Origin of the sequence: Caballeronia sp. PC1, from assembly GCF_021353155.1 — a bacterium.
Lineage (GTDB): Bacteria > Pseudomonadota > Gammaproteobacteria > Burkholderiales > Burkholderiaceae > Caballeronia > Caballeronia cordobensis.
In genome coordinates, this window is sequence record NZ_JAJUBH010000001.1 from 201,515 (window position 1) to 214,508 (window position 12,994).

The 12,994-nt window shown below is 62.7% G+C and carries 10 protein-coding genes; 8 read left to right on the forward strand and 2 right to left on the reverse strand.

The window, feature by feature from the left end; translation table 11 throughout:
- Positions 1 to 4 precede the first annotated feature (4 nt).
- Entirely contained in the window at positions 5 to 703 is a 699-nt protein-coding gene (gene ubiG / locus LY284_RS00915) for a bifunctional 2-polyprenyl-6-hydroxyphenol methylase/3-demethylubiquinol 3-O-methyltransferase UbiG (protein ID WP_014192047.1), read from the reverse strand.
- Between the two features lie 193 nt (positions 704 to 896).
- The gene (ompA, locus tag LY284_RS00920) at positions 897 to 1,559 is read right to left on the reverse strand and encodes an outer membrane protein OmpA (protein ID WP_014192046.1); all 663 of its coding nucleotides are present in this window, start codon (positions 1,557 to 1,559) and stop codon (positions 897 to 899) included.
- A 715-nt stretch (positions 1,560 to 2,274) separates the two neighbouring features.
- Between ompA and gyrA the strand changes: the two genes are divergently transcribed.
- The 8 genes from gyrA (at position 2,275) to rpsA (ending at position 12,977) form a co-directional block, all read left to right on the forward strand.
- Positions 2,275 to 4,920 carry a DNA gyrase subunit A gene (gyrA, locus tag LY284_RS00925; protein ID WP_041730568.1) on the forward strand — a complete coding sequence of 882 codons (2,646 nt, stop codon included), beginning with the start codon at positions 2,275 to 2,277 and terminating at the stop codon, positions 4,918 to 4,920.
- A 174-nt stretch (positions 4,921 to 5,094) separates the two neighbouring features.
- Entirely contained in the window at positions 5,095 to 5,706 is a 612-nt protein-coding gene (locus LY284_RS00930; protein ID WP_014192044.1) for a DUF2059 domain-containing protein, read from the forward strand.
- 206 nt (positions 5,707 to 5,912) lie between these two features.
- Entirely contained in the window at positions 5,913 to 6,995 is a 1,083-nt protein-coding gene (gene serC, locus LY284_RS00935) for a 3-phosphoserine/phosphohydroxythreonine transaminase (protein ID WP_014192043.1), read from the forward strand.
- 36 nt (positions 6,996 to 7,031) lie between these two features.
- Entirely contained in the window at positions 7,032 to 8,114 is a 1,083-nt protein-coding gene (pheA, locus tag LY284_RS00940) for a prephenate dehydratase (protein WP_014192042.1), read from the forward strand.
- Positions 8,115 to 8,148: 34 nt separating this feature from the next.
- Complete coding sequence (locus tag LY284_RS00945) at positions 8,149 to 9,069, forward strand: prephenate dehydrogenase/arogenate dehydrogenase family protein (RefSeq protein WP_233384169.1); 921 nt, start codon at positions 8,149 to 8,151, stop codon at positions 9,067 to 9,069.
- Between the two features lie 12 nt (positions 9,070 to 9,081).
- Positions 9,082 to 10,386, forward strand: coding sequence for a 3-phosphoshikimate 1-carboxyvinyltransferase (aroA, locus tag LY284_RS00950; protein ID WP_233384171.1), 1,305 nt, complete (start codon positions 9,082 to 9,084; stop codon positions 10,384 to 10,386).
- A gap of 61 nt (positions 10,387 to 10,447) precedes the next feature.
- Positions 10,448 to 11,128: a (d)CMP kinase gene (gene cmk, locus LY284_RS00955; protein ID WP_233387121.1), complete on the forward strand. Its 681-nt coding sequence runs from the start codon at positions 10,448 to 10,450 to the stop codon at positions 11,126 to 11,128.
- 118 nt (positions 11,129 to 11,246) lie between these two features.
- Positions 11,247 to 12,977 carry a 30S ribosomal protein S1 gene (rpsA, locus tag LY284_RS00960; protein WP_233384174.1) on the forward strand — a complete coding sequence of 577 codons (1,731 nt, stop codon included), beginning with the start codon at positions 11,247 to 11,249 and terminating at the stop codon, positions 12,975 to 12,977.
- The last annotated feature ends 17 nt before the right edge of the window (positions 12,978 to 12,994 follow it).

Consider the following 12,994-nt stretch of genomic DNA (forward strand, 5'->3'; position numbering starts at 1 on the left):
GGCGTCAGGCTTCGCGGCGGCAAGCCATCATGTAATTGATGCTCGTGTCGTTCGACAGGCCGAAGTGCTTGGAAATCGGCCGATAAGTGATGCCCTTGATATCGACGGGCGAGAGCGACGCCATGCGCGCGAACGTCGCCAGTTCCGACGGCTTGATGAAGCGCGCGTAATCGTGCGTGCCGCGCGGCAGCATGCGCGCGATGTATTCCGCGCCGATGACCGCGAACAGGTAGGCCTTGGCGTTGCGGTTCAGCGTGGAGAAAAACACCCAGCCGCCCGGTTTCACGAGCGCGGCGCAGGCGGCGACCGTTCCCGCCGGGTTCGGCACGTGCTCGAGCATTTCCATGCACGTCACGACGTCGTACGAGCCGGGCTCGCGCGCGGCGAGCGCTTCGGCGGAAATTTCCTCGTAGGCGACGTCGACGCCGCTCTCGAGGCTATGCAGATCCGCGACGCCGAGGGCACTCGACGACAGGTCGATGCCTTTCACGTCCGCGCCGCGCGTCGCCATCGACTCGGAAAGAATGCCGCCGCCGCAGCCGATGTCGAGCACGCGTTTGGCACTCAAATGCGCATGGGCATCGATCCAGTCGAGCCGCACGGGGTTCAGCTCGTGCAGCGGCTTGAACTCGGCGTTCGGGTCCCACCAGCGATGCGCGAGCTCGCTGAATTTCTGCAGTTCGTGGGGATCGACATTGGTCATGTTCGGAAGTGTGCCTTGTTTGAGTCGTGAATCGATTAGGACCGAGTATATAGGCGCCGCCAAGGGCGGGCAAAAACTGGAATGGGTCGAGGCCGCCTGAAGCGTGGTCCGTCAATCGGATATCGGAAGCGCTTCGGGCATAAAAAAACCCCCGCCGAGGCGGGGGTTTGATCTGCGGCAATCCAACTCGCGATTACTGCTGCGGCTGACGCGTCGTGCCGACAACTTCGACTTCCACGCGACGATCCGGCGCGAGGCAGGCGATGAGTTGCTTGCGGTTCTTCTGCGTGCACTTGCCGCCCGTGACCGGGTCGCGCTTGCCCTTGCCTTCCGTGTAGATACGGTTGGCTTCGATGCCCTTGCTGACCAGGTAAGCCTTCACAGCTTGCGCACGGCGCAGCGACAGACGGTTGTTGTACGCGTCCGAACCGATGCGGTCCGTGTAACCCGTTGCAACCACGACTTCGAGGTTCAGCGCGCCGATCTTCGATGCGAGATCGTCAAGCTTTTCCTTACCAGCCGGCTTCAGGACTGCCTTGTCGAAGTCGAACAGAGCGTCAGCTTGATACGTGACCTTCTGGCTCGAGATGACCGGCGGCGGCGGAGCGACCGGTGCCGGCGGCGTCGGTGCTTGCGCGACCAGCGCGCCATCGCACTTTGCGTTTGCCGTAGCCGGCGTCCAGAACGCGTCGCGCCAGCACAGTTCGTTCGTGCCGTTCATCCACACGTACTCGCCCGTACCGTTCACCCAGTTGTCATTCACGGCTTGTCGCGAGGCCGGCACCGACTGTGCCGAGGCCGATGCAGCCATAACTGCGGTAGCTGCAATGAACGCGAGCTTTGAAAGTTTATTCATATTTCTCCTCTCGAAATTGAGATTACCGCAGGTTTACTGCGAGCCTGTAGACGAAGACAAGTCATACATTGCTCGGAGTATAACATTCCCGCGGAACAAAACGCGCTGTATAGACTTCGAGCAGTGTCTAACTTTGTGCGTTGGCATTTTGCCATATCGTTCCCTTGCAACGATAAAAATATCCCCGCACGCTGTACGCCCGCAACCTTATGTGGTGCATGCGCAACAAGAAGGGGACAGGAGAAAGTCCGGGCGCAAAGAAGGCGCGAAACGTGCGCACATTGCGTGCCCGAGAGCGATTTCCTGCGTGTTTTTATCGCGGGTACTCTTCGCGTCTGGCAAAACGGCGAGGCGGCATGATAGCCCGGCGAGATGACGAATTGACGGAATGCGTTCCCCGGTTTTTGTAAATAATTGGTACAGCGTTGCGCATTGCGAAGTTCGCATGCGCATTCCGGGTCGGCGAAGCTTTATCGGCGGCTTCGTCGTCATGCACTGTATGTATACAGTGTGTGCCGGGCGGGAATGTCGCACATGGTAGAATCTCTTGATGTGTTGCGTTCGCAGCACATGAAAAAGGCATGCGCTGCACATGCAGCGCGCAGCGTACGGCGGCTACGCGCCAGGCCGGCGCATGTCGCGCGGCTGGCGGGCGAATCCCGCCGAATCGCTGCGCGTGTTGCCGTGTCGCCGCTGCAAGTTCAAGACACGGATAATGGATCAATTCGCCAAAGAGACTCTGCCTATCTCCCTCGAGGAGGAAATGCGCCGCTCGTATCTCGATTACGCGATGAGCGTGATCGTCGGGCGCGCGCTTCCCGATGTCCGCGATGGCCTGAAGCCGGTGCATCGCCGGGCGCTCTACTCGATGCACGAGCTGAACAACGACTGGAACCGCCCGTACAAGAAATCGGCGCGTATCGTCGGCGACGTCATCGGTAAGTACCATCCTCACGGCGACGCGTCCGTCTACGAGACGATCGTTCGCATGGCGCAGCCGTTCTCGCTGCGCTACATGCTCGTGGACGGCCAGGGCAACTTCGGTTCGGTCGACGGCGACAACGCCGCGGCCATGCGCTACACCGAAATTCGCATGGCGAAGATTGGTCACGAACTGCTGGCCGACATCGACAAGGAAACCGTCGACTTCGGTCCGAACTACGACGGCAGCGAAAGCGAGCCGCTCGTTCTCCCGGCGCGCATTCCGAATCTGCTGATCAATGGCTCGGCCGGCATCGCGGTCGGCATGGCGACCAACATTCCGCCGCACAACCTGCGCGAGATCGTCGACGCCTGTCTGCATCTGCTGAACACGCCCGAAGCGACCGTCGACGAACTGATCGAGATCGTGCCGGCGCCGGATTTCCCGACGGCGGGCATCATCTACGGCGTCGCGGGCGTGCGCGACGGCTATCGCACGGGGCGCGGGCGCGTCGTGATGCGCGCGGCCACGCACTTCGAGGAGATCGACCGCGGCCAGCGCATGGCGATCATCGTCGACGAGATTCCTTATCAGGTGAACAAGCGCACGCTGCTCGAGCGCATCGCCGAACTCGTCAACGAGAAGAAGCTGGAAGGCATTTCCGATATCCGCGACGAATCCGACAAGTCGGGCATGCGCGTCGTGATCGAGCTGAAGCGCGGCGAAGTGCCGGAAGTCATTCTGAACAACCTGTACAAGCAGACGCAGCTTCAGGACACGTTCGGCATGAACATGGTCGCGCTCGTCGACGGCCAGCCCAAGCTGCTGAACCTGAAGGAAATGATCGAGTGCTTCCTGTCGCATCGACGGGAAGTGCTGACGCGGCGCACGGTGTACGAACTGCGCAAGGCGCGCGATCGCGGGCACGTGCTCGAAGGTCTCGCCGTCGCGCTCGCGAACATCGACGATTTCATCGCGATCATCAAGGCCGCGCCGACGCCGCCCATCGCCAAGCAGGAGTTGATGGCGAAGCCGTGGGATTCGTCGCTCGTGCGCGAAATGCTGACGCGCGCCGAGACCGAGGCTTCGGGCGGGCGCCTGGCGTATCGTCCGGAAGGGTTGAATCCGGCGTACGGTCTCCAGGCGGACGGCCTGTATAAATTGTCGGACGTCCAGGCGCAGGAAATCCTGCAGATGCGCCTGCAACGCCTGACTGGGCTCGAACAGGACAAGATCGTCAGCGAGTATCGCGACGTGATGGCGCAGATCGCCGACCTGCTCGACATCCTCGCTCGGCCGGAGCGTATCCGCCAGATGATCGTCGAGGAACTCGGCCAGATTCGCGCCGAGTTCGGCGACGACCGCCGCTCGCGCATCGAGATGAACGCGACGGAGCTCAACACCGAAGACCTGATCACGCCGACGGATATGGTCGTGACCATGTCGCACTCCGGCTACGTGAAGTCGCAACCGCTCTCCGAATACCGCGCGCAAAAACGCGGCGGTCGCGGCAAGCAGGCGACGCAGATGAAGGAAGATGACTGGATCGACACGCTCTTCATCGCGAACACGCACGATCACATGCTGTGCTTCTCGAACCGTGGCCGCGTGTACTGGATCAAGGTCTACGAAGTGCCGCAGGGCTCGCGCAATTCGCGCGGCCGCCCCATCGTCAACATGTTCCCGCTGCAGGATGGCGAGAAGATCAACGTCGTGCTGCCGATCAAGGAATTCTCGGCGGACAAGTACGTGTTCATGACGACCGCGCTCGGCACGGTCAAGAAGACGCCGCTCGAAGCCTTCAGCCGTCCGATGAAGAAGGGCATCATCGCGGTCGGTCTGGACGAGGGCGATTACCTGATCGGCGCAGCCATCACGGACGGCGAGCACGACGTCATGCTGTTCTCCGACGCGGGCAAGGCCGTGCGCTTCGACGAGAACGACGTGCGCGCGATGGGCCGCGAGGCGCGCGGCGTGCGCGGCATGCAGCTCGAAGACGGACAGCAGGTCATCGCGATGCTGGTCGCGGGCGGCGAGAACCAGTCGGTGCTCACGGCCACCGAGAACGGCTATGGCAAGCGCACGCCGATCAACGAGTACACGCGTCACGGCCGCGGCACGAAGGGCATGATCGCGATCCAGACTTCAGAGCGCAACGGCCGCGTGGTCGCGGCGACGCTCGTCGAGCCGGAAAGCGAAATCATGCTGATCACGACCTCGGGCGTGCTCATTCGCACGCGGGTTTCGGAAATCCGTGAGATGGGCCGTGCAACTCAAGGTGTTACACTCATCAGCCTTGACGAGGGAACGAAGTTGTCGGGACTGCAGCATATCGCCGAGGCGGAAGCCGAGGCCGAGCTCGAAGGCGACGCCGGTCCGGACGATACTGCGGGCAAGAACGGTGGCACGGAGAATGGTGAAGGCGGAGAAAGCGCCTGATATTTTTTGTGACACGGGACGCTCGTTATCGCTTTTGAAAACCTGAATTGGTTAAGCTGCGCGACCTGAGCCCGTAGTTGACGTTCGCACTTCGCAGCAGACGAGGTCTGCACCGGACGGACACGCAAAGCTCGTCGCCAGTGCCGAACTGGATATTTTTTACAGGGAGTAATAATGCAAGGACGTTTCAAGCAGTGGATGTTGCTGGCCGCTTTCGTGCCGACTTTCGCGATGGCTCAGTCGCTTCAGAACCAGGCGCCTGCACAGTCGGCCGCGCCGGCGGCCGCAGCAGCACCGGTTGATCCGGCCAAGCAAGCCGCGATCAAGGATCTGCTCGACGCAATCGACGCGCAGAAGCTGGTCGGTGCGATCGGTAACAGCGCGCAGATGCAGTCGAAGCAACTCGTGCCGGCGATCCTTTCGGACGCGCTGTCCGAGAACAAGACGCTGAACGACAAGCAGAAGCAGGCCGCTGTTCCGGCGCTGCAGAAGAACGCAGTGCCGAAGCTGGTCGATTCCGCTGGCCAGGTTTTCGCGACCGACGCATTCCGCAAGGACGCGATGCAGGCTCAGTACGACGCATACGCGAAGTACTACTCGACCGACGAGATCAAGGATCTGACCAACTTCTACAAGAGCCCGACCGGCCGCAAGTTCATCCAGGTTCAGGACCAGGTAGGCCGCGACGTCGTGAACGGTCTGATGCAGAAGTACATGCCGCAAGCCATCAAGGCGACGCGCACGCAAGCCGATCAGGAAGTGGCGAGCGTCAAGCCGGGCAAGTAAGCACGGCGCTATCGTCCTGACCGTCCTGACGGACATGCGCTGACGGGGCTCGCCGCCCCGTGCATTGGCGGGTTTTCAGGACAGTGCGATAATGGCTGTTTGCGCGCGAGCGCAAGCAGCCATTTCTTTTTCGGGCGTGAAAACGCGGTGATTTTCCATTCGCCGTTCGTTGCGCGCCTGCCAAATCGGAATTCCGGGATCTCCAGATGCGCGTGTTCAATTTCTCCGCCGGCCCCGCCGCCATGCCAGAAGCAGTCCTCAAGCAGGCTGCCGAGGAAATGCTCGACTGGCAAGGCAGCGGCATGAGCGTGATGGAAATGAGCCACCGCGGCGCGGAATTCATGTCGATTCACGAGGCGGCGCTGACCGATCTGCGCGAGCTGCTGAACGTGCCCGCGTCGCATCGCATTCTGTTTTTGCAGGGCGGCGGCATCGGCGAAAACGCAATCGTGCCGATGAACCTGCTCGGCAGGAAGCAAACCGCCGATTTCGTCGTGACCGGTTCGTGGTCGACGAAATCGTTCAAGGAAGCGCAGAAATACGGCACGCCGCATCTTGCGGCGAACGGCAAGACCGAAGCAGGTTTCACGCGCGTGCCGGGCTTCGACGAATGGCAACTGTCGGACGATCCGGCGTATGTGCATCTGTGCTCGAACGAAACCATCGATGGCGTCGAAGCCTTCGAGATTCCCGATCTCGGCGACATCCCGCTCGTCGCGGACGCCTCGTCGCACATCCTTTCGCGCCCCATGGACATCGCCAAATACGGCGTACTCTTCGGCGGCGCGCAGAAGAACATCGGCATGGCGGGCGTGACCGTGGTGATCGTACGCGAAGATCTGCTCGACCGCGCGCTGCCCATTTGTCCGTCGGCGTTCGAATGGAAGATCGTCGCCGAGAACAACTCGATGTACAACACGCCGCCCACCTACGCGATCTACATCGCCGGGCTCGTCTTCAAGTGGCTGAAGCAGCAGGGCGGCCTGGAAGCGATCGAGGCGCGCAACGTCGAGAAGGCGAAGCTGTTGTACGACACCATCGATTCCAGCGATTTCTACGTCAACAAGGTCGAGCGCGCAAACCGTTCGCGCATGAACGTGCCGTTCTTCCTGGCCGACGAATCGCGCAATCTGGATTTCCTGGCCGGCGCGAAGGCGCGCGGGCTGTTGCAACTGAAGGGCCACAAGTCCGTCGGCGGCATGCGGGCATCGATCTACAACGCGGTGCCGGTCGAGGGGGTCAAAGCTCTCGTCGAATACATGAAGGAATTCGAGCGTTCGGCTGCCTAAGCGCCGTTGCTCTCTCAACCGCATAAGCTCAACCGCATGGACGACGATCTCAATTCAAGACTCAAACCGCTGCGCGAGCGCATCGATGTGCTCGACGCGCAACTCATCGCGCTGCTGAATCAGCGTGCTTCCGTCGCGCTCGAAGTCGGCGAGGTGAAGAAGCATTTCAACGCGCCGGTGTTTCGTCCCGAGCGCGAGATGCAGGTCATCGCGCGACTGCAGGAGATGAGCGAAGGACCGCTCGCCGACGAACACATCGCGTCGATCTGGCGAGAGATCATGGCCGCGAGCCGCGCGCTCGAACAGACCATTCGGGCGGCCTTCCTCGGGCCGGTCGGCACGTACAGCGAGCAGGCGATGTTCGAATACTTCGGACATTCGATCGAAGGGCTGCCGTGTCCGTCCATCGACGAAGTGTTCCGTTCGGTCGAAGCGGGCGCGGCGCAGTACGGTGTCGTGCCGGTCGAGAATTCGGCGGAAGGGGCGGTGTCGCGCACGCTCGATCTGCTGCTGCAGACGTCGCTTCTGATCGGCGGCGAGCTCGCATTGCCCATCCATCACAATCTGCTGACCGCGTCCGGCGCGCTCGATGGCGTCAAGCGCGTGTGCGCGCATCCGCAGGCGCTTGCGCAGTGTCAGCGCTGGCTGACGGCGAACGCGCCGCATCTGGAGCGCCAGGCCGTGTCGAGCAATGCCGAAGCGGCGCGCATGGCGGTGAACGATCCGACCGTCGCGGCCATCGCGGGCGATCGCGCCGCGACGCACTACGGCCTCGGCATCGTGTTTTCGCAGATTCAGGACGATCCGCACAATCGCACGCGCTTCGTGATCGTCGGCAAGCAGCCGACCGATTCGAGCGGCCACGACCAGACTTCGCTCATCGTGTCGGTGACGAACGAAGCAGGCGCGGTGTTCAAGCTGCTGGAGCCGCTCGCGAAGCACGGCGTCTCGATGACGCGCTTCGAATCGCGCCCGGCGCGCTCGGGCGCGTGGGAGTACTACTTTTATATCGACATCGAAGGGCATCGCGACGATTCCTCGGTTGCCGCCGCTCTCGAAGAACTCGGGCGCAAGGCCGCGTTCCTGAAGATTCTCGGTTCGTATCCGCGGGCGCGTTGAGCGGCCGTTTCGTTTTCAGCTTCAGGCCGCATCGATGTTCTCTTTCAACAAACTGGTTATCTTCGGCGTCGGCCTGATCGGCGGGTCGCTCGCGCGGGCGCTGCGTGAGCGCGCGGGGCTTGGCGGCCGCGTCGTCGGCGTCGGACGCTCGGCGGCGTCGGTTGCGCGCGCCATCGAACTCGGCGTGATCGACGAAGCCGCCGCGCTCGGCGACGACACCGCGCTCGCCGGCGCGCTCGCGGGCGCGGACGTGGTGCTGCTTGCCGCGCCGGTCGCGCAGACCGAGCCGCTGCTCGCGCGCATCGCGCCTTTTCTCGATGCGCGCACGATCGTCACCGACGCCGGCAGCACGAAGAGCGACGTCGTCGCGGCGGCGCGGCGCGCGCTCGGTGCGCGCGTCGCGCAGTTCGTGCCGGGCCATCCGATCGCCGGGCGCGAGTCGAGCGGCGTCGATGCGGCGCTGCCGGAGCTTTACGTCGATCGCAATGTGGTGCTGTGTCCGCTGCCCGAAAACCCGGCAGACGACGTGGAGCGTATCGCCTCGATGTGGCGTGCAACGGGCGCCTGCGTGCGTCAGATGAGCGAGGCGCAGCACGATCGCGTGTTCGCGTCGGTCAGTCATTTGCCGCATGTGCTGTCGTTCGCGCTCGTCGACCAGATTCTCGACACGCCCGATGCCGAGTTGAAGTTTTCATTCGCCGCGGGCGGGTTTCGCGATTTCACGCGCATCGCGGCGTCGAGCCCGGAAATGTGGCGCGATATCTGTCTCGCGAACCGCGCCGCGCTGCTCGCCGAACTCGACGATTACACCGCTGTGCTCGCGCGCTTTCGCGCGGCGATCGAAGCATCGGATGGCGCAGCGCTCGAAGCCGCGTTCGCGCGCTCGCGCGTCGCGCGCAAGGAATGGCAGGAACGCGGGGGCATCAAGCCCTCCGGCGACGTCGCCGCGAAATAAGGAAAGAACACTATGGAACATCTCGACCTCGGAGCTTTTTCCCGCGCGTCCGGTACGGTGCGCTTGCCCGGCTCGAAGAGCATCTCGAACCGCGTGCTGCTGCTCGCGGCTTTATCTAAGGGCGAAACGTCAATCACCAATCTGCTCGATTCCGACGACACCCGCGTGATGCTCGCGGCGCTCGGGAATCTCGGCGTCGAGGTGCGTGAAGACGGCGAACGCGTGATCGTTGGCGGCACGGGCGGCGCGTTTCCGTCGAAATCGGCGGAGCTGTTTCTCGGCAACGCAGGCACGGCTGTACGTCCGCTGACGGCGGCGCTCGCGGTGAACGGCGGCGAATATCGCGTGCACGGCGTGCCGCGCATGCACGAGCGGCCGATCGGCGATCTCGTCGACGGATTGCGGCAGATCGGCGCGAGCATCGATTACGAACTGAACGACGGCTATCCGCCGCTCAGGATTCATCCGGCGAAGATCGCCATCGACAAGCCCATTCGCGTGCGCGGCGACGTGTCGAGCCAGTTTCTCACCGCGCTTCTGATGAGCCTGCCGGTGATCGAAGGCCGCACCGCTCCGGTCACGGTCGAGGTCGAGGGCGAGCTGATCTCGAAGCCGTACATCGACATTACGATCCGTTTGATGGAGCGCTTCGGCGTGAAGGTCGAGCGCGACGGCTGGGCGCGCTTCACGGTCGCGGCGGGCGCGAGCTACACGTCGCCGGGCGCGATCATGGTGGAAGGCGATGCCTCGTCGGCGTCGTACTTTCTCGCGGCGGGCGCGATCGGCCACGGGCCGGTGCGCGTGGAGGGCGTCGGGCGCGCGAGCATCCAGGGCGACGTTGGTTTCGCCGACGCGCTCAATCGCATGGGCGCGAACGTGATGATGGGCGAGGACTGGATCGAAGTGCGCGGCGTGGAGTCCGACGACGGCAAGCTCGCGCCCATCGACATGGATTTCAACCTGATTCCCGATGCCGCGATGACAATCGCCGTCGCCGCGCTCTTTGCCAGCGGCACGACCACGCTCCGTAACATCGCGAGCTGGCGCGTGAAGGAAACAGACCGCATCGCCGCGATGGCGACCGAACTGCGCAAGGTCGGCGCGACGGTCGAAGAGGGCGCCGACTATCTCGTCGTCACGCCGCCGGCGCAGCTCACGCCGAACGCCGCCATCGACACCTACGACGATCACCGCATGGCGATGTGCTTTTCGCTCGTGAGCCTCGGGCAAGTGCCGGTGCGCATCAACGATCCGAAGTGCGTGAACAAGACGTTTCCGGACTACTTCGAGCGCTTTGCCACGCTCGTTAAGGCCTGACGTGAAACGCGATGCCATCGACTTCAACAACCGTAATAACGGGCCAGAACGCCCGGACTCAATGAAACCGACCCGTCCATTCGACCCCACTTCAGTGATCACCATCGACGGGCCGACGGCGTCGGGCAAGGGCACTGTCGCCGCGATCGTCGCGGCGTCGCTCGGCTTCCATCTGCTCGACAGCGGCGCGCTCTACCGGCTCGCGGCGCTGGCCAGCATCCGCTACGACGTGGCGAACGACGACGCGGCCGGCCTTGCAAAACTCATCGAGGCGCTCCATATCACCTTCCGCGAAGGATGCGCGCAGCTCGACGGCGTCGATGTTTCCGGTGAAATCCGCCAGGAACAGGTGGGCAACCGCGCCTCCGCGATCGCCGTGCATCCGGCAGTGCGTCAGGCGCTCGTCGCGCGCCAGCGGGCCTTTCGCAAGCGCCCCGGCCTCGTCGCCGACGGCCGCGACATGGGCACTGTCATCTTCCCCGACGCCACGCTGAAGGTCTTTCTGACCGCGAGCGTCGAGGCGCGCGCCGCCAGACGGTATAAGCAATTGATGCAAAAAGGTTTTTCTGCTAATATAGATGACTTGCTGCGAGATTTGCGTGCGCGCGACGACCGGGACATGAACCGGAGCGCCGCGCCCCTCAAGCCCGCGGCAGACGCGAAGACGCTGGACACCTCCGGTTTGTCGATCGATCAAGCGGTCGAACAGATCATCGGCTGGTACAGCGAAGTTCGCGTGTAGCGAGTGTGCGTAGTGAAGTAAGGTGCTCTGCCGGGAGGCAGGGCGTGTGTTAAACCTCTTAACCCCGTATGGCGTTGCGCCTCACCGGCCTCAATACCGAGACCACCGCGCAAAGGCCGTGCAAATATCGATTTTTATGTCCGACCTGCAAACCTCCACCCCGAATACCGAATCCTTTGCGGCTCTGTTCGAAGAGTCGCTGACCAAGCAGGACATGCGCGCCGGCGAAGTGATCTCCGCCGAAGTCGTGCGTGTCGACCACAACTTCGTGGTCGTCAACGCTGGTCTCAAGTCCGAAGCCTATATTCCGCTCGAAGAATTCCTGAACGACGCGGGTGAAGTGGAAGTGCAGGCGGGCGACTTCGTTTCCGTCGCGATCGACGCGCTGGAAAACGGCTATGGCGACACCATCCTGTCGCGCGACAAGGCGAAGCGCCTCGCTTCGTGGCTGTCGCTGGAAAAGGCGCTGGACAACAACGAACTCGTGACCGGCACGATCACCGGCAAGGTCAAGGGCGGCATGACCGTGATGGTCAACGGCATCCGCGCGTTCCTGCCGGGTTCGCTCGTCGACACGCGTCCGGTCAAGGACACGACGCCGTACGAAGGCAAGACGCTCGAATTCCGCGTAATCAAGCTCGACCGCAAGCGTAACAACGTGGTGCTGTCGCGCCGCGCCGTGATCGAAGCGACGCAGGGCGAAGAGCGCGCGAAGCTGCTCGAGACGCTGAAGGAAGGCGCGATCGTCGAAGGCGTGGTCAAGAACATCACCGACTACGGCGCGTTCGTGGACCTCGGCGGTATCGACGGCCTGCTGCACATCACCGATATCGCATGGCGTCGCGTGCGTCACCCGTCGGAAGTGCTGTCGGTCGGCCAGGAAGTCACCGCCAAGATCCTCAAGTTCGACCAAGAGAAGAACCGCGTTTCGCTCGGCATCAAGCAACTGGGCGACGATCCGTGGGAAGGCATCTCGCGCCGTTACCCGTCGGGCACGCGCCTGTTCGGCAAGGTCACGAACATCACCGACTACGGCGCATTCGTCGAAGTGGAATCGGGCATCGAAGGCCTCGTCCACGTGTCGGAAATGGACTGGACCAACAAGAACGTTGCGCCGTCGAAGGTTGTTCAGCTCGGTGACGAAGTCGAAGTCATGGTTCTCGAAATCGACGAAGACCGCCGCCGTATCTCCCTCGGCATGAAGCAGTGCAAGCCGAATCCGTGGGATGACTTCAGCCGCAACTTCAAGAAGGGCGACAAGATCAGCGGCGGCATCAAGTCGATCACCGACTTCGGCGTGTTCATCGGTCTGCCTGGCGGCATCGACGGTCTGGTTCACCTGTCGGACCTGTCGTGGTCGGAAACCGGCGAAGAAGCCGTCCGCAAGTACAAGAAGGGCGACGAAGTCGAAGCCGTGGTTCTGGGTATCGACGTCGAGAAGGAACGCATTTCGCTCGGCATCAAGCAGCTCGAAGGCGATCCGTTCAACAACTTCGTCGCGATCAACGACAAGGGCGCTATCGTCGACGGCGTCGTGAAGTCGGTGGACCCGAAGGGTGCCGTCGTCGCGCTGAACGCGGACGTCGAAGGTTACCTGCGTGCTTCGGAAATCGCGCAAGACCGCGTGGAAGATGCGCGCAATGTGCTGAAGGAAGGCGACAAGGTCAACGCGATGATCATCAACATCGATCGCAAGTCGCGTGGCATCAACCTGTCGATCAAGGCGAAGGATTCGGCCGAACAGCAGGAAGCCATGCGCAGCCTGCAGGGCGACTCGAACGCCGCCGCGACGGGCACGACCAACCTCGGCGCGCTGCTCAAGGCCAAGCTCGACGGCCAGAACAGCTAAGCCTTTAACGGCACTGC